Genomic DNA, 16950 nt, shown 5'->3' with positions numbered 1-16950 from the left:
ACAGGGACAGGGACAGGGACAGGGACAGGGACAGGGACAGGGACAGGGACAGGGACAGGGACAGGGACAGGGACAGGGACAGGGACAGGGACAGGGACCAAACCACCTGAGGCAACGCCCCACCACTCATCCGAGTGGACTTTGCCCCCTCAAACCTGGTGCAACAAGATCGTGACCTGCGGCGCTCAACCACCACCCCGCGGACCACGTCTATCCGCTTGTAGACGCCGAATCGAAAAGCTGGGGGAATCGAGTGACCGTCAAGAAGATGGTGCTGGCCGCGGCGGCCGTGGCAGCCGCGTTGGTGCTCGGCGCCTGTGGGGGCGCTTCTGAGCAGGCCGCCGTGCAGCAGGTCGCCGCGACCACCGCCGTGACCAGCACTGCCCCCACCACCAGCGCGCCGCCCGTGACCACCACCTCGGCTGCGCCCGCGCCGAGCACCAGCAGCTCCGCGCCCGCGCCGTCGAGCAGCTCGAAGACCTCCACCTCGAAGAAGACCACCAGCACGACGACCAAGGCGAAGGCCGCCCCCGCGGGGGTGCCCTGCTCGGCCACCGTCGACGCGTGCGTGGACCTCTCCGCGAAGAAGGCGTGGCTCCTCAGCGGCGGCGAAGTCGTCTACGGCCCGGTCCAGATCATGCCCGGCTCGGCCAGCGACCCGACCCCCGTCGGCACCTTCCGCGTCTCCGCGAAGGTCAAGGACTACCACAGCCGCGAGTTCGACGCCCCCATGCCGTACTCGGTCTTCTTCCAGCCCGGCATCGCCTTCCACCAGGGCAGCCTGTCCAAGTACTCGCACGGCTGCATCCACCTGTCGCCGAGTGCGTCGCAGAAGTTCTTCGGCACCCTGGCTTCCGGAGACACCGTGCAGGTCGTCCGCTAGGACGCCACCTGCACGATCTCCCGCAGCTCGGCCAGCAGCTCACCGCGACTGCCCGCACCCAGACGCTGGCGCATCCGCGCCATGTGGTGCTCCACCGTCTTCGCCGAGATGAACAGCCGGTCACCGATCTGCTTGTACGTCAGCCCGGCGACCACGAGCTCCGCGACCTGCCGCTCCCGCTCGCTCAGCCGCACCCCGCCCGTGTGCTCCACCGCCTCCCGGCCCGGCCGGCCCTGGAGCACACGGGCACAGTCCAGCAGGGTCACCATCGCCTTCCGGTCGGACGTCCGGATCGCCGCCTGCCCGGCCAGCCGCGCGCCGTCCCAGCACAGGCCCACCCCGTGCAGGTCACGCGCAGCCGTCTCGACCGCCACGGCGTCGACCTCGCCGCCCAGCACCTCCAGCCAGCACTGCGCCGCGCGGGCGATCGTCGCGAAGTACGGGCCCGCCGACGCCGCCTCCGACAGCGCCGCGGCGTGCGCGGCCGCCTCCTCCGGCTGCTCCGCGATCACCGCCGCGTGCAGGCCGCTCCAGTGCAACGCGCTCGCCCACAACGGCGGATTCCCCAGCCCGGCCAGCAACTCCCGCGCCTGCCGCAGGTGCGGCGCCAGCCGGTCCCGCTCCCCCAGCCGCGCCGCAGCCACCTCGAACTCCCCGAACGGCAGGAACGTGAACAGGTCGACCGGGTGCCGGACCACCGCCTCGCGCGCCTGGATCCAGATCCGCCGCAACCCGGCCAGATCACTCGACCGGCGCGCCAGCCCGACCCGCAACCCGACCGCGAACAACCAGTCCCGCGGCGACAACTGCTCCCCCGCCGACCGCAACTGCGCGGTCGCGCCCTCCTCGTCACCACGCAGCATCGCGATCCACGCCAGCAGCAACCGGTGCCGCGGCACCAGCACACCCGACGACACCGCCCGCTCCAGCAACGGCTCGGCGATCGCCGCCTCACCCGAGTGCAACGCCACCAGCGCGCCCAGCGCCGCCGGGCTGTCCGGCAGCAGCACCCGGTCCGACACCGGCTCCAGCATCTCCGCCGAACGGATCAGAGTGGACAGTGCCACCGTCGGCTGGTCCGTCACCGACTCCAGCACACCACGAGCCGCCGACGACACCGCGCCCGCGAGCAGCGTCGGCGGACCGTCCACAGCGGACTTGCCGAGCAGCTTCTCCGCCTCCGCCAGCCGGCCGGACCCGGTCAGGCCGATCACCGCGAAGCAGCGCGCCGCAGCCGTGTCGGACCACTGGAACAACTCCGCGCTGCGCGCCAGCTGACCGCGATGCGCCAGCGCCGCGCCCGCGACCTGCGCCCCCTCGGCCCGGTCCACCGCGTCGTCCGCGGCGATCACCTGGTCGGCCAGCTGCAGCGCTGTGTCGAAGTCCCCGGTCCGCGCGACCGCCTCGGCCCAGCGCGTGCCCACCGCCGCCGTCGGCCGCCCGGCCCGCACCGCCGCCTCGTACAACCGGGCGGCCAGCGCCGGATCGCCGGCCGCCTCGGCCGCGGCCACCTCGAACGCCGTCGCGACGTCCGCCCCGGTCACGCCCGTCCCGATCAACGGCCGGACCAGGCTCAGCACCGGCCCGCTGCGGTCGAGCTGCCGCCGGATCAGCCGCAGCCGCAACGCGATCCGCCGGTCCGCGGGCACCAGCTCCCGCAGGGCCCGCGCGGCGACCGGCAGCAACCGGCCATCCGGCCCCAGGTATCCGGTCGCGCGCACCGCTTCGACCGTCGAGGCGGGCAGGTTCAACGCGGCGAGCAGGTCCGGGTCGGCCCCGGCCTCGACCGCGAGCAGGTAGCACAGCGAATCCTCACCGGCCTGGTCCAGCTCGTGCCGGAACGCCGCGACCAGCTCACCGTCACCGCCAGCGAGCAGGCGCACGAACCCCGGCACGCCACCGGTCTGCGCCAGCACCGTGTCGACCGCCAGCGGCCGCCCGGCCCTGGCCAGGAACGTCTCCGTGCGCAGCCGGTCGAACGGCCGCAGCACCAGCTGTCCCGTCAGACGGCCGAGCACCTGGTTGAGCGCGGAGGGCCGCGGGTGCGGACGGGCCGCGATGACCAGGCCGGCCGACTCGTCGTCGAGCTGCCGGGCCACTTCGGACAGTTCGGCGTCGGTGAGCAGGTGGGCGTCGTCGACCAGCCGCACGCCGGGCGCGCCGGCGAGGTGGTCGAGCACGGCGGTCTTGCCGTAGCCGCCAGGGGCCACGATCGCGAGGCGGACCGGCGCGAGCTGACCGGATTTGATCGCCGCGCAGACCCGCTCGGTGGGTTCGTCCAGCAGGATCACTCGTCGTCCTCGCTTCGGGAGCCGCCGCGGCGGGAGGGCGCGAACCGGCGACGGGGCGGTTCGAGCGGGGTCAGTACGACGGGCGGCCGCGGCGGAACGGGTTCGTCGTCGTACACGTCTTCGGGTTCCAGGTCGGGGAAGCCGGTCACCTTGGGCACGAGCGCGGTCGACTCGACCGCCGCGCCTTCCACGAGCCGCGCGACCAGCGCCGCCCCGCGCGCGACCGCGGACGCCGGCTCGGGCTCGGCGACCACCCGGCCACCGGTCAGCCCAGCGACCACTTCGGCCAGCAGCGGGACCGCCGCCGTGCCGCCGACCAGCAGCACGGCGCTCAGCCGTTCGTACCGGCGCAGCGGTTCGAGCGTCGCGAGCAGGCCCGGCCGCGCCAGCCGGTCGAACTCCGCACGCGTCACCCGGACCGGCCCGATCTCGGTCTCGGGCAACGCCGACAGCCGCTCCTTCGCCTCCGCGCACACCAGCCGCAACGCCGACGGCGCGACGTCGCCGCAGCGCTCACGGACGTGCTCGAACAGCAGGTCGTCGAGCGTCCTCCCGGCCGTCGGCTCGGCCGGTTCGGCGTGCGTGACCAGCTCGAACGTCGTGGCTCCGCGGCGCAGCACGGCGAGGTCGGCGTGCTCACCGCCGATCCGGCACACGCCGACGAGCGTCTGCGGATCGATCCGCTCACGCGCGAGGTGCCCCTCCGCGGCGGCGACCGGCGTCGGCAACAGCATCGCGGGCGGCAAGCCGGCCGCGGCCAGCGCGTCCAGCAGCAGCTTGCGCCGGTAGGTGCCCCAGGACGGCGGGTGGGTGATCGCGATGCGCTCGGCAGGCTCGCCCTCGTCGGCGGCGACCTGGTCCACGACCCACCCCGCGACGGCGGCCGTGAGCGCCTCGGCCGTGTACAGCTCGTCACCGAGGAGAAACGGAACGTCGTCGCCGACCCGGCGCAGGAAACCACGCGCCACCCGGTCGGGTTCCACGACCGACCGCCGCACCGCCTCCGCGCCGACCGACACCGTCGCGTCCGGAGCGACGTGCACGACCGACTCGACGCCAGGCACGACCACCGGCTCCGACCAGCGTTCGCCCACGTCACGGCACACGGCAGCGGCGATGCCGGTGCTGCCGATGTCGATGCCGAGAACGTGACGCATAGGGGTTGAATCCTCACTCACGGGGTCGCCCCTTCGTACCAAAGTCGCCCGTTGGGGTCACATCCCCTAATCCCCTAACCGATGGCCCCCATGGCCTCGCCGAAGGTTGCGGACCGATCCCCGATGCCTCGGTAACGGAACGGTCACTAGGTTCTGCCAAGGCGTCCTGCGGTGCACCCTGGACGCCTTGTCCGTTTTCACCCCCCGAGATCCGCGGAGATATTCCTTGTCTCTCCCCGCCCAGAACCTGCACGAGTTCGTGCTCACCCTGCTGAACGACGAGGCTGCCCGGTCGGCGTTCGCCGCCGACCCGACCAGCGCGCTCGCCGCCGCCGGCTTGAGCGACGTCACGCCGCAGGACATCCAGGAAGTCGCCCCGCTGGTCGCCGACTACGCGCCCGCGCCGCTGGCCGACGCCCTGTCCGCGCTGCCGCTCGACGCCGACGTGACCGACCTGCAGGGCGCCATCGCCCAGCTGCAGGCCGTCGCGGACGCGGCCGACGCGCTGCCGGTCGAGGCTCCCGAGCTGCCCCTGGACGTCCCGGCCCGCGCCGACCTGCCCGTCGACACCTCGGCCCTGCCGCTCGACACCTCGGCGCTGCCGCTGGACGCGTCGGCCCTGCCGCTCGGTGGCGAGCTGCTGGGCGACCTGCCGGTCGAGCTGCCCGCGCTGGGCGACCTGCCGCTGGACGTCCCCGCCGTCGACGGCCTGCCGCTCGACGTGCCGGTCCGCCAGGACCTGCCGGTCAACGCGCTGCCGGTGGACCAGCTGCCGCTGGACGCGCTGCCCACGGACAGCCTGCCCACCGACGCGCTGCCGGTCGAGCTGCCCGAGCTGGGTGACATCCCCGTCGAGCTGCCCGAACTGAGCGACCTGCCGCTGCAGCCGCCCGCCGTCGACGGCCTCCCGCTGGACGCGCGAAACGACCTGCCGACCGAGGCGCTCACCGGTGCGGCCCCCGAGCTCGGCGAGCTGCCGGTCGGGCTGCCCGAGGTCGAGGGCCTGCAGGGCTCGCTGCCCGGGCTCCCGGTCCAGCTGCCCGCCCTGGGCGAGCTGCCCTCGCTGCCGACCGTGGGCGCCGAGCGCGCCGACGTGCCGAGCGAGCTGACCGCCCTGCCGGTCGACGGGAGCGGCCTGCCGCTCGACACCAGCGCGCTGCCCCTCGACGCCGGTTCCCTGCCGGTGGGCACCGAGGACGTCGCCGCCCTCGGCGAGGCCGTCGGCCTGACCGAGCTGCCGGAGACCGGCGAGCTGCCCGTCGACTTCGACACGCTGGGCTCGCTGCCGGTGGCCGCCCCGTCGCTGGGCGACAAGCCGTTCACCGCTCCCGACCTGGACATCCCGGCCGTCGGCCGCGTCGACACCGCCAGCGCGGGCTCCGAGGACGGCTACGCCACCACCGTGTCCTACGAGGGTGAGCTGGCCGAGGGCGCCGCCGCGGCCGCCGCCGCCAAGGAGGGCGCCGGTGTCGCCGGCACCGCGGGCACCCCCGCGGGCGCCTTCATCGGCAGCGCCGCCGGCAGCACCGAGGGCTTCACCGGCGGCTTCGCCGTCGAGAACAACGAGGGTGAGCTGCAGGGCGGCCTGACCGCCGGTGAGGACGCCGTCCTCGCGGGCGCCCGCACCGACTCGGCCCTGGGCACCTACACCCTCGGCGTCGACGGCACCCCCGCCGACGTCCCGAGCTTCGACGAGGCCGGCGACCTGGCCGGTTCGCTCGACTCGGACGTCCTCGGCCGCGCCGAGCCGGCCGCCGGCACGATCGCCGACTACATCTCGATCGGCGGTGACCTGGTCGGCGGCGGTGTCGCGCAGAACTCGGCCACCCTCGGCGAGTACCTGACGCTGGGTGGCGCGCAGGCCGGTGACCTGGTCACCAACGCCGGCGCCCAGGCGGGCACCGCGATCTCCGACGGTGGCCACCAGGCCGCGGACCTCGCCGCCGACCTGCCCGCCGCCCCCGGCGTGCCGGCCGTGCTGCCCGCCGCCGTCCCGGCCGAGATCCCGGCCGAGGCGCCCGGCGACCTGCCGGTCCACTTCGGCGCCGAGCTGCCGCAGGGCCTGCCGCACCTGCCGGTCGCGAACCCGCTGCCGGAGGTCACCAACCACGTCGAGCACGCACTGACCACGGACCCGGTCAAGGAGGTCGTGTCCGTGACCGACAGCCCGCTGGTCGACACGCTCGGCCCGCTCAACCACGCGCCGCTGCCCGAGGCCGCCGACCTCGACAACCTGCACGGCGACCTGCCCCTGGGGCACTGACCGGTAGCCGCAACGGCGCGGCTACCACTCACCGATGAAGCGGCGGGGTTCGTCTCAGAACGGACCCCGCCGCTTCACGTTTTGGTCACGACACGGCACACTCCTCCGCGTGCTCGCACCACCCTGGCTCGACGTACTGGACGACACCGCCCACGTCTGCGCCACCCAACGGCGCCCGGACCTGGCCGATCGCATCCGCAGACGCAGAGCCCAGCTGCTCGACGAGAAGCTGCGGGTCGTCGTGATCGGGGAGACCGGCCAGGGCAAGAGCCAGCTGGTGAACGCGCTGGTCAACGCCCCGGTGTGCGCGGTCGGCGAGGACGCCACGACCACGGTCCCGGCCGTCGTGACGCACGCCGAGACGCCCACGGCGGCCGTCGTCACGGCCGGTCCGCGGGCCATCGAAGGCCCACCGCGACAGCCGGTGCCGGTGGAGTCGGTGACCGGCCAGGCCAATCGGGAAGCGGTCGCCGTGAGCGGTCCACCGGTCGTCCGGGCCGAGGTGGGCCTGCCCCGCGCGCTGCTGGCCGGCGGGCTGGCGCTGGTCGACACCCCGCCGCGGGCGGCGATGGAGACCGTCGACTCCGCGGACGCGGTGCTGATGGCCACCGACGCGACGAGCGAGCTGTCGGCGTCGGAGATCCAGCTGCTCGAGCAGGTCGTCCGGCTGTGCCCGACGGTGCTCGTGGTGCTCACCAAGATCGACCTGGTGCCCGGGTGGCGGACAGTCGCGCAGCGCAACCGCAACCGGCTCGACCAGCGCGGGCTGATGGCGTCGCTGATCCCGGTGTCGGCCGCGCTGCGGCTGGCCGCGGCCCGCACCGGCGACCAGGCGCTGAACGCCGAGTCCGGGTTCGGCGAGCTGGTCAAGTGCCTGCACCAGGACCTGCCAGGGCAGGCGGACCTGCTGGCCCGGCGCTCGGTCGCCGCCCTGAGCACGACCACCGTCGAGGCGCTGCAGAACGAGCTGACCGAGGAGTTCGCCGCGACGCAGCAGCCGGACAACGGCGACGCGGTCGCGCGGTGGCACGCCGCCGGGCGGCGCCTGGAGAAGCTGCAGCGGGACGCGAACCGCTGGCAGACGCTGTTGTCCGACGAGGTGTCCGACCTGATCTCGGACGTCGAGTTCGACCTGCGTGACCGGACGCGCAAGATCCTGGTCGAGGTCGACGAGTACTTCGAAACCGCCGACCCGGCGAAGACGTGGCCCGAGTTCGAGGAGTGGCTGCGGGAGAACCTGACGACGGTCGCCGAGACGAACTCGGAGTGGCTGCTCGACCGGTTCGAGTGGATCGCCCGCAAGATCGCGCGGCAGGTCGCGCCGCACCGCGAGGACGCGCTGCCCGACTCGCTGCCGCGCGAGGTGCCCGGTGACGCCGTCGGGGACCTGCGGATGCCGCGGGTCGAACGGTTCAGCGTGGGGCAGAAGCTGTTCGTCGGGATGCGCGGGTCCTACAGCGGTCTGCTGATGTTCGGCCTCGCGACCACGATCGCGGGCCTGCCGCTGATCAACCCGATCTCGCTCGGCGCGGGTGCCGCCTTCGGCGCGAAGAGCGTCTTCGAGGAGCGCGGGAACCGGCTCAAGCGGCGCCAGCACGCCGCGAAGACCGCCGCGCACCGGTACGTCGACGACTTCTTCCTGCGCTACGGCAAGCACAGCAAGGACACCGCGCGGCAGATCCACCGCGCGCTGCGTGACCGGCTGAACGGCGTCGCCGACGAGCTGCGTGGCGAGATCAGCGCGACCGCGAAGACGTTCAAGCAGGCCATCGACGACGACACGACCCGCCGCACGGTCCGGGCGAACGAGATCCGGCGGATGATGGAGGAGCTGAACGTGCTGCGCCGCCGCGCCCAGGCCCTGGCCACCCCGGCGCAGCTGCCCACCCAGCGGGGGATCACCGCGTGAGCCTGGCCGGGAGGACGCACGCCGTCCTGCAGGAGGCCCTCGACGTCTACCAGGACAGCCCGCGGGCGACGAGCTGGCTGCAGCGCCAGCTCACCCGGTTCGACGACCCGCTGCGGCTGGCGGTCGTGGGCCCGCGTGGATCGGGCCGGTCGACGCTGCTCGCCGCGCTGGCCGGGGAGCAGCCGCAGGGCGAGATGACCTGGTTCCGCACCTCGCCGGGTCGGTCGCAGGACGAGCTGATGCTGATGGACACCCCGGCGATCGACGGCGGCGCGGCGCCCTCCACGATCGAGGGGATCTGCATGGACGCCGACGCGGTCCTCTACCTCGTGCGGCGCCCGTCCGGAGCCGATCTGTCGTTCCTGCACACGCTGCAGGACCACCCGGTCGCGCGGGCGGCGGCCGTCAATGAGCTGATCGTGTTGTCGCGGGCGGACGAACTCGGTGGCGGACGGGTGGACGCCGTCATTTCGGCACGGCAGGTCGCGCGCCGATACCGGGTCGCGCCGGAGGTCGCCGGGCTGTGCCAGGACGTCGTGCCGGTGGCCGGGCTGCTCGCCGCGGCGGCGCGCACCCTGACCGAGCCGGAGTTCGCGGTGCTGCGCGCGCTCGCCGCCGTGCCGCGGGAGGAGCTGGAGCCGCGGCTGCTGTCGGCGGACCGGTTCTCGGCGGCGGAGTTCCCGGCGCCGGTGGCCGCGTCCGACCGCGCCACGCTGCTCGCGCGGTTCGGGATCTTCGGCGTGCGGCTGGCGCTGACGTTGATCCGCCGCGGCGCCGACACCTTGCCTGCGCTGGCGGGTCAGCTCGTGCCGCGCAGCGGCCTGGCCGACCTGCGTGAGGCGATCGACGGGTACTTCGTGGCGCGGCGGGACGTGCTCAAGGCGCGGTCTGCGTTGATCGGGCTGGAAGTGGTGCTGCGCATGGAACCGCGCCCCGCCGCGGCCGGGCTGGCGGCCGAACTGGAGCGGTTGCTGGCGGGCGCCCACGATTTCCGGGAGCTGCGGCTGGTGGCCGCGCTGCAAACCGGACGGACGTCTTTTTCGGCGGAGCTGAAAGCGGAAGCCCTGAGATTGCTCGGCGCCGGCGGAACTTCCCGAGCCGCGCGGCTCGGACCGGATCAGGTGTTGCCCGCGGTGCGCCGGTGGCGGGACCAGGCGGAGAACCCGGAGCTGAGCGCCGGGGAGCGTCGCGCCGCGGCAGTCGTGTTGCGCAGCTGCGAAGCGATGGCGAACGGGACGATCTGAGGCCGTTCGTCACGAGGCTGTGGGCTCGCCTGGTTGACGAGCCCGGCCGGTTCAGTCGTCGTTGGAGTCGGCGGGCTTGAGGTAGGCGGTGCCGCCGGTGGGCATGCGGCGGAAGAAATCCACTCGCGTGATCGGCTGACCGTAAGGCTGACGGCCGAGGCCCGGATTCGGGGAAACAACCCCGTTTTCCGGCCGGGGAGCCATCGTTTCGCCGGGCCGGTTTTCGTGTCTCCGGCGAGGGTCCCACTGGACTGACATCAGATTCCTTCCGACGCGAATGTTCCGTCCGAAGAGGACAGTACTCCTCCGCGCGGGGTGGCACGAACCAAGGTCGCTTCCACGAGCGCGCCGAGGACTGTCGCACGTTCGGCACCGATTTCCGACAGGGACTTCCCCGCCGGGGCCTGGCTAAGCTCGACGACCAGATCAGCCGCTTCCCCGTCGAGCCAGTGCAATTCCGGTGGGTCGCCGGGACGGCCGGCGAGCACCCGGCCGGTGGCCTCCATCCGGGCGAGCCGCAGCAGCGGGTCCAGCGCATAGTGGCCGGGCGGCACCGGACGGGTGACCGGAGACAGTTGTTCGGGTCCAGTCTCATCACACATCAAGGTGTGCAGGAGCCACCTGGCGTCGAATTCCAGCGCGTCCTCTTCACCGAGCAGCCAGCGGCCGATTTCGGTGGCGCGCTCACGAGCGCGGGGCAGCAGGGAATCCGGGCCGAGCCGCGGCGTTTCCCCGTGCCGCTCCACGTCCTGGGCGAACTGGGCGAGGCAGGTGTAGGCGTGGAACGCGGCGATGACCTGCTCCACCGGCCACGCGGCCGACGACCAGGACGGCCGGAAGACCCGGCCCTGCGCGGGATCGGCGCCGAGGAAGCTCCGCGTGATGGCGAAGTCGAACAGCTTGACGTGGGCGCCCTCGTGGATGATCGCCTCGGCGACCTCGTAGGGCGACGACGGCCGGTCGATCAGGACCAGTCCGGGGAAGAGCCGTGACGACGCGGAAATCAGGCCGCCGGAGGTCGCCGGATCGAGGACCACCAGCAGGCCGACGTGCGCGAGCAGGTCGTCGGCCAGCGCCGGGCTGATCTGGCGGACCTTGCGCAGACCGGCGGCCACGGTGGCCAGCGCTTCGTCGTCGCCGGTCAGCAGCCGCGGCGGGCGGCGACCGGGCAGGCTCTGCGTCTGGATCACCCGCATCGCCTCGGCGAGGCGGTCATTGGCCTCGGCGGCGGTGGCCACCCGGATCGAGACCGGGCCGGCCGGCAGTTCGGTCGTGATCGGACCGAGTTCGTCGTCGGCGTCCACGTAGGGCAGACGGCCGGCGAGTGCCTCCCCGATCCGGAAGCGGAACAGGGGGTTGTCGAGCTGCGCGACCGGAACCGAGTCGTGGCCGGGAGCCAGGAGATCGAGCCCCAGCCGGTACAGCGCGCGACGCTCCTCCATCACCGCGTGGGCGGGCGCCAGCGCCGCGTGCACGGTGGTGGCATCCGGCCAGGCAGGTCTGGAGTACATCCGAGCGCCGGCTTCTTCCGCTAGGAGGGGAACAGCCAAGGACCGCGCGAGAGTACAACCAGGCGGTCTGGCCCCCACACCGGGGGCGGCTGTCAGACAACAGACGGAGCCGCCCCCTGTCGTCCGCGCTTACGCGCCCGTTCCGAGGAACGAGACGAGCTGCGCGAACCCCAGCACCGCCAGAACGAAACCCGCCGTCAGGGTCATCACGATGACCGTCCGCCACCCGATGATGGTCACCCCGAGAGCTACCAAGAAAATCACAGCGAACAGAGATTCCGAGTTCACAGCGAACACCTCCTCACTGGCCAGGTGGCGGCCCGGCTGGTGGCCCGCCCGCTCACCTTCGATGGCAGTTGTATGATCGCGGCGCTGTCGGTTGTCTGTCAAGTGACTACACCTGACAGACAACTTGCGTCTGGCATCAGCTTGGCGTTATGGTCTTCGGAAGCTCGGGGACCCAAGAGCTCGCGAGAGGTTGACGATGGATGACGAGAGCTGGGCTCTCTCACCGAACACGCGCAAGCCGCTGCCGGAACTGATCGAGGACAAGATCAGGTCGCTGATCCGCAGCGGCAAGTTCAAGGCGGGCGACCGGCTGCCGACGGAACCGGAACTGGCTCAGCGGATGGCGGTGGCCCGCAGTTCGCTGCGCACCGCGCTGCAGCGGCTCCAGCTCCAGGGCGTGGTCGAGGTGATGCGGGGCCGCGGCTGGTACGTCCGGTCGACCGACGTGTCCGAGCACGACGAGCCGCTGGTGTTCGACCGGCGGGTGAGCGACGCGGACCTGATGGAGGTCCGGATCGCGCTGGAGGCGACCGCGGCGAGCCTGGCGGCGACCCGCGCGACGCAGGGCGAGCTGGACGACATCGCGAAGCTGGCGAAGCTGCACCAGTCCGCGTCCATCGACGACAAGGACGAACTGCTGCAGACCGACGAGGACTTCCACTCGGCGGTGGTGCGGGCCAGCCACAACGAACTGCTGGACCAGCTGTACCGGTCGCTGGTGCCCCAGCTGCGCGGTTACCGTCGCAACAGTTACGGCAGCTCCGAGGTGCACGTCCGCTCCGCGAACGACCACAACCAGGTCACGTGGTTCCTCAAGCGCCGCGACGAGGGCGGCGCCCGCGCGGCGATGGCCACGCACCTGCTCGGCCTGTACAGCGACCTGGTGGCGCAGACCGGCACCCCGCCCGGCGAGCGGGCCACGCTCACGACGTACGCGCTGGAGGACGAGCCACGCTGGCACCGGGAGTGAATTAAGCCTATCGGCCGCTTTCGCCGTCGCGGCCTCTCCGCCGATCATGGGTTCTCTCGAACCGGGCGGAGACGCTGTGACAGCTGGGGAGAAACAGCGGCCTGGTGTCGATACGCGCCCGAAACCACGCCCGGCGGTCCTTCGTCTCGCGTTCGTCCTGGTCCTCGCCGGTGTCGCCGCGCTGCTCACGGTCGTGTCCTGGCGGGCGGCGCCCGGGTGGCCGACCGCCCTGCACGACGTCCTGGAGGCGGTGTTCCCCCTGGTCGTCGTGGCGGGCGCGGCGATCGGCGGGTACGAGCTGTTCGTGCACCCCTGGCTGGTGACCGAGATGGCGCGGATCTCCGGCCCGCGGATCGTCGAGGCGCTGCTCCCCCAGCAGGTCATGGAGACCTTCCTGCACTCGATCTACGGCGACAACGAAGCCAACCGGGACGTGGTCACGGGCGTGCTGGGCGGCGAGGGTCTGCGCCCGCTCGGCGGGGACCTGACAATCAGCACCCACACCGGCGTGACGTTTGAGCTGAGCGCGGTGGACCACGAGATCTACCACCTGACGACCGCGGTGACCTACAGCTTCAAGAAGAACGTGCACGTCGACCGGTTCATCATCTTCGCGACGTGCAACGCGCTGCTGCGGGACTCCATCAGCGCCGGGTGCCAGCTGCCGCTGTTCGAGCTGTGGTTCGTGCCGGACAGCTCGCTGTTCGAGAGTTCGGTGGACGACATGCTGCCGTCCGTTCGGCTGCGGATCGAGTACCTCGACGGCGAGGGCAGGCACCACGTGGCGTCGTCGAGCAAGCTGGAACTGCGCGAGGTGAAGTACCAGCAGTGGGCCGACTACCTGACGTTCTTCCGCACCAACATGGGCCCGCTCCCCCGCCAGAACACCCTCGACCACCTCGCCGACCTGCGCATCTTCGAGTGCGACCTGTCCGACATCGCCGGCGACGACCACACGGTGGCCGCGATCGAGCGCCTGTCGATGCGGGCGACCGCGCTGCAACGCATCGACGACGGCTACTGCTACTGGCAGGCGCCGTACCCGTGCTACGTCGAACGGATCTCCATGTCCGCCAAGGAGCTGGACATCGAGGGCGGGGACGCGTTCGAATTCCGGGTGGTGCCGTTCACGTTCCGCTCCAACACGGCGTCGGCGCGGTGGCTGAAGCCGGAGGAGCTGAGCGATCTGGACGTGCGGTCCTGGCTGCTGCCCGGGCACGGAGTGGCGCTGCTCTGGCGACCGGCGAAGTGAGGACGCGCGGATGACCGAGCCCGACTTCGACATCGACGCCTTTCTCGCGCGGCCGCTCACCGCTCACGTCGCCACCAGCGGGCCGACGGTGCGACCTACCTGGTACCTCTGGGAAGACGAAGCGCTGTGGATCCTGACCGGCCCGTGGACGAAACTGCTCGGCCGCGTCAAAGCCGATCCCGCTGTCGCTGTCGCCATCGGTGTGTGCGACATCGCGACCGGCGAGGTCCGGCAAGTGATCGCGCGCGGGAAGGCCGAAGTGCTGCCGTTCGACGTCCCGAGGGGGCGTCGCAAGCTCAGCCGCTACCTGGGAGCCGACGAAACCCGCTGGGACGAGCGGTTCCGGCGGTACCTCCACGACGACCCGGCCGAGCGGGGAACGGTCTGGCTCCGACTGCGCCCCAGCTCCCTCACCGCGACGGACCTCAGCTACCAGGTGTGAAGGCGCGCGCAGGCCTACGCCGGGGCGGCGACACCCGGCATAGTGCCTGCTCACAGACGCGGAAGCGGGGGGATTTGAACCCCCGGTCGGTTGCCCGACGCTCGCTTTCAAGGTGTGCCGAGCGGTCTCCGCCGGGGTCCGCTCCCCCGCTGACCTGCATGTTCCTCTCAGTGCGGACGTCAGCGGATCGGCGCGGATGGCGGCGAATGAGACCAGGATTGAGACCAGACCTACGCCACGCGCCCTTTGATGGCGCGGATGACGATCATGGGCAGTACAGGGGGTTCTTCCCCCAGCCCCGCCGGGTGCAATGCTGACTGCTTTACAGAGCAGCAAGCAAAACTAAACGGAACAGCCGCTCACCTGCCCGTGGGGAGCTATCTATTCTGAAGAATGCCTCCCGGCTCCACTCGTCGCCGAGCTACAGGCACACCGGCAGGAGCAGGAAGCCGAGCGGGCCAAGGCAGGTGAACTGTGGCAGGGCGACGGCTGGGTCTTCACCGACGAGCTAGGCAGGCAGATTAACGCCCGTACGGACGGATTTCACTGGAAGCGGCTGCTCGCCGCGGCTGGTGTGCGCGATGCCCGCCTTCACGACGCACGACACACGGCGGCAACGGTGCTGCTGGAACTCGGGATCAACCACCGAGCCACGATGGACGTGATGGGCTGGTCCAGCGCGACGATGGCGAATCGGTACCAGCACGTCACCGAGCCGGTTCGGCGATCGATCGCAGAGCAGGTGGGGGGGCACCTGTGGCAGCGCGAAGTCTGACTAACAACTGTCCCGGAGGGCATCCTGCAAAACGTGAGGACTCCGCCGCGTTCCGAGTGCTACATTAACACAATGCCAGATTTCCAAGGAAACCCTGTCGCACTTAACTTGTCGGACGACAGTATTGCAAGTTTGTCCAAATTAGCCGACAAAGCTGCCGCACACTCCTCCGCCTGGCATGAAGTTAGCTCTAAGTTGAAAGCCGCAGAAGATTCGGCCGAGATGGATGCTTTGAAGATTGCTTTCGATTACGTAGACACAAGTCGAAGACCAAATTCGGGGTCATCAACTTACGAGCCTATGATGCGAGCCGAGGGGCAAACCTATCCAACGCCTCTAGAAGAACTGCCCGAAGACGTCTTAGTATTATGGGAAAAAGTAGTAAAGCGTACACAAAGCAACGCGATTAAGGCCCGCTTGTCAGACTTACTATACTCCACGAGTCGTCAGCCAAAGCACGAATTCGCACTCGTCGCATGCAAAGCATACCTTCTACTTAGTAGCGACAATTGGAGCGACCTACACCGCGCACATGCCCTGATCCGCGCCTTGGACATCGCTCGCCAAATGCGAATCGACAGCATAATCAACGAGATCCACGCGAAGTTCATTTACGACGCTCGCGCGTCAATCGGGAAGTCAGAACATCAGCCAGGGGTCGCGCTCCGTCTGATCGGGCGCCTACTAGAGGATAAGAGCCCACCCGCAGAAATAGATGAAGTTCTACACTCGGCGGTGTCGCGCTACAGCCACGATCCTCACACCGCCGTCGAGGTACATAAAATGCGGCGTGGTCGCGCTAATAATGATGATGAAGTCGCTGCAGTCGATCGAGATTTGATCAACACATGGATCGAGGCCGCGAAGGAAACCGACGAAGGCTTCCTGAAAATGTCGCATCTCACAAAAGCGATTGCATACGCGCGCGATCACCAACAGAGCTCGGGTGTTACTGAACTCCTACATTCAGCAACCGTTCTACTGCAGCAAATCAGTCGCGAAGATCTTCCAATGCAGAAAATAAGTCAGGAATACACCTTCACGGACGAGCAGATAGAAGCCTGGTTGGCTTGGTTCATCAGAGAGAATCTCGAAGCATCACTAGCCGCCTACGCGCGCGGATACGGCTGCGTCCCACCTAGTGGTGAACTGGCTCAGAATCGCGCAGCAGTTGGGCAATTGGCAGAAGAGGCACCGCTATCTTATGCTTTCTCGGCAGTAATCATAGGCGGCGACGGACTCCCTCGCTGGGAACCGCACACGGAAGAAGAACGCGAAAATCACAACCTTACAAGGCACGAGAGTCTAAACATTCAGTTCATCGCACCTCTCTACGATTTGACTCTCACTAAAATTGGCGAAAAGTTCAGTCCAAGTCGCGAACAAGTGCAGCAAGTGATGCTTGAAGTCCAACCAGAAAAACCCGAAATCGCGAGAACGCTAGCGGACGCACTGTTCAGATATTGGAACGACGACCGCGAAGGCTGCATGTATGTGGTCGCGCCAAAGATTGAAGCCATTATCCGCAACCTTGCCCGCTCATTGAACGAGCCAATCTACTCGTTGCAAAGAACAAGAAGCCCAGGAAAATACGTCGGGCTTGCCACACTGTTGCAAATCCTCAAAGATAAAGGCCTTGATGAATCTTGGTACAGGTACCTCCATACCTTATTGAGCAGCACGCCAGGCCTCAATCTTCGTAATGAGATTGCACACGGCTTCATTGACATGCTGTCGCCACCGCTTGTCGCCCTGCTAGTGCAGGCCGCACTATATGTTGCCTTTCTCAGAGCAGGGCCCACAACTACCTCTGAGCAAGAAGCTGCTGAGGCGGCGTCTCAGCCCGAGCAAGAGCAGGACGAACCGAGCACCCAGACATGATGCCGCGCGCTGCGTTCAGGTACATCCCAGCGAAGGGGACAGCGCGGGCAAATGAGACCAGAAATGAGACCAAGCCGGGTGCCG

General features: G+C 69.8%; 13 protein-coding genes and 1 tRNA gene. 9 read left to right on the top strand and 5 right to left on the bottom strand.

From position 1 onward, the window contains the following. The first annotated feature begins 253 nt into the window (after positions 1–253). Positions 254–883 carry a L,D-transpeptidase gene (locus ABZ215_RS02170; RefSeq protein WP_354947111.1) on the top strand — a complete coding sequence of 210 codons (630 nt, stop codon included), beginning with the start codon at positions 254–256 and terminating at the stop codon, positions 881–883. Here ABZ215_RS02170 and ABZ215_RS02165 read toward each other — a convergent pair. Both ABZ215_RS02165 and ABZ215_RS02160 read right to left on the bottom strand, forming a co-directional pair. After that, positions 880–3174 carry a helix-turn-helix transcriptional regulator gene (locus ABZ215_RS02165; protein ID WP_354947109.1) on the bottom strand — a complete coding sequence of 765 codons (2295 nt, stop codon included), beginning with the start codon at positions 3172–3174 and terminating at the stop codon, positions 880–882. The genes ABZ215_RS02170 and ABZ215_RS02165 overlap by 4 nt on opposite strands. Continuing rightward, positions 3171–4331, bottom strand: a complete 1161-nt coding sequence (locus tag ABZ215_RS02160) for an Hsp70 family protein (protein WP_354947108.1) — start codon at positions 4329–4331, stop codon at positions 3171–3173. The genes ABZ215_RS02165 and ABZ215_RS02160 overlap by 4 nt, the downstream gene beginning before the upstream one ends. Before the next feature lie 226 nt (positions 4332–4557). Between ABZ215_RS02160 and ABZ215_RS02155 the strand changes: the two genes are divergently transcribed. From ABZ215_RS02155 to ABZ215_RS02145, 3 genes are all read left to right on the top strand, one after another. Then, on the top strand, positions 4558–6594 hold the full coding sequence (locus ABZ215_RS02155; RefSeq protein ID WP_354947106.1) for an IniB N-terminal domain-containing protein: 2037 nt from the start codon (positions 4558–4560) through the stop codon (positions 6592–6594). Between the two features lie 109 nt (positions 6595–6703). After that, positions 6704–8503 (top strand): dynamin family protein, encoded by a 1800-nt coding sequence (locus ABZ215_RS02150; RefSeq protein WP_354947104.1) that lies wholly within the window; start codon positions 6704–6706, stop codon positions 8501–8503. Beyond that, positions 8500–9747 carry a hypothetical protein gene (locus ABZ215_RS02145; protein WP_354947102.1) on the top strand — a complete coding sequence of 416 codons (1248 nt, stop codon included), beginning with the start codon at positions 8500–8502 and terminating at the stop codon, positions 9745–9747. Before ABZ215_RS02150 ends, ABZ215_RS02145 begins: the two co-directional genes overlap by 4 nt. Positions 9748–10004: 257 nt before the next feature. Here the strand turns inward: ABZ215_RS02145 and ABZ215_RS02140 are convergent, their stop codons facing one another. After that, positions 10005–11258 (bottom strand): HEXXH motif-containing putative peptide modification protein, encoded by a 1254-nt coding sequence (locus ABZ215_RS02140; RefSeq protein WP_354947100.1) that lies wholly within the window; start codon positions 11256–11258, stop codon positions 10005–10007. 129 nt (positions 11259–11387) lie between these two features. Beyond that, positions 11388–11648, bottom strand: coding sequence for a hypothetical protein (locus tag ABZ215_RS02135; RefSeq protein ID WP_157358395.1), 261 nt, complete (start codon positions 11646–11648; stop codon positions 11388–11390). A 94-nt stretch (positions 11649–11742) separates the two neighbouring features. Here ABZ215_RS02135 and ABZ215_RS02130 point away from each other — a divergent pair, with 94 nt between their 5' ends. From ABZ215_RS02130 to ABZ215_RS02120, 3 genes are all read left to right on the top strand, one after another. Continuing rightward, positions 11743–12516, top strand: a complete 774-nt coding sequence (locus tag ABZ215_RS02130) for a FadR/GntR family transcriptional regulator (RefSeq protein ID WP_017986219.1) — start codon at positions 11743–11745, stop codon at positions 12514–12516. A gap of 76 nt (positions 12517–12592) precedes the next feature. Next, positions 12593–13768 carry a hypothetical protein gene (locus tag ABZ215_RS02125; RefSeq protein WP_237338261.1) on the top strand — a complete coding sequence of 392 codons (1176 nt, stop codon included), beginning with the start codon at positions 12593–12595 and terminating at the stop codon, positions 13766–13768. 10 nt (positions 13769–13778) lie between these two features. Next, a complete protein-coding gene (locus tag ABZ215_RS02120) occupies positions 13779–14210 on the top strand; it encodes a pyridoxamine 5'-phosphate oxidase family protein (RefSeq protein WP_354947098.1) in 432 nt (143 codons plus the stop codon). Positions 14211–14269: 59 nt separating this feature from the next. Here ABZ215_RS02120 and ABZ215_RS02115 read toward each other — a convergent pair. Further along, positions 14270–14356: transfer RNA gene (locus tag ABZ215_RS02115), tRNA-Ser, on the bottom strand. A gap of 233 nt (positions 14357–14589) precedes the next feature. Between ABZ215_RS02115 and ABZ215_RS02110 the strand changes: the two genes are divergently transcribed. Together ABZ215_RS02110 and ABZ215_RS02105 are read left to right on the top strand one after the other, a co-directional pair. After that, positions 14590–14985 (top strand): tyrosine-type recombinase/integrase, encoded by a 396-nt coding sequence (locus ABZ215_RS02110; protein ID WP_354947190.1) that lies wholly within the window; start codon positions 14590–14592, stop codon positions 14983–14985. Between the two features lie 72 nt (positions 14986–15057). Further along, complete coding sequence (locus tag ABZ215_RS02105) at positions 15058–16866, top strand: DUF4209 domain-containing protein (RefSeq protein ID WP_354947096.1); 1809 nt, start codon at positions 15058–15060, stop codon at positions 16864–16866. The last annotated feature ends 84 nt before the right edge of the window (positions 16867–16950 follow it).

The sequence above is a fragment of the Amycolatopsis sp. NPDC006131 genome, assembly GCF_040614175.1.
GTDB classification, from domain to species: Bacteria; Actinomycetota; Actinomycetes; order Mycobacteriales; family Pseudonocardiaceae; genus Amycolatopsis_E; species Amycolatopsis_E tucumanensis.
Note: the sequence above shows the minus strand (reverse complement) of the source record. Positions and strands in the feature narration are given on the sequence as shown.

Bases quoted from the DNA above. Each gene is read 5' to 3' on its own strand.
- ABZ215_RS02130 (WP_017986219.1), top strand. From the start codon at position 11,743: ATGGATGACGAGAGCTGGGCTCTCTCACCGAACACGCGCAAGCCGCTG.
- ABZ215_RS02120 (WP_354947098.1), top strand. From the start codon at position 13,779: ATGACCGAGCCCGACTTCGACATCGACGCCTTTCTCGCGCGGCCGCTC.
- ABZ215_RS02160 (WP_354947108.1), bottom strand. From the start codon at position 4,331: ATGCGTCACGTTCTCGGCATCGACATCGGCAGCACCGGCATCGCCGCT.
- ABZ215_RS02140 (WP_354947100.1), bottom strand. From the start codon at position 11,258: ATGTACTCCAGACCTGCCTGGCCGGATGCCACCACCGTGCACGCGGCG.
- ABZ215_RS02105 (WP_354947096.1), top strand. From the start codon at position 15,058: ATGCCAGATTTCCAAGGAAACCCTGTCGCACTTAACTTGTCGGACGAC.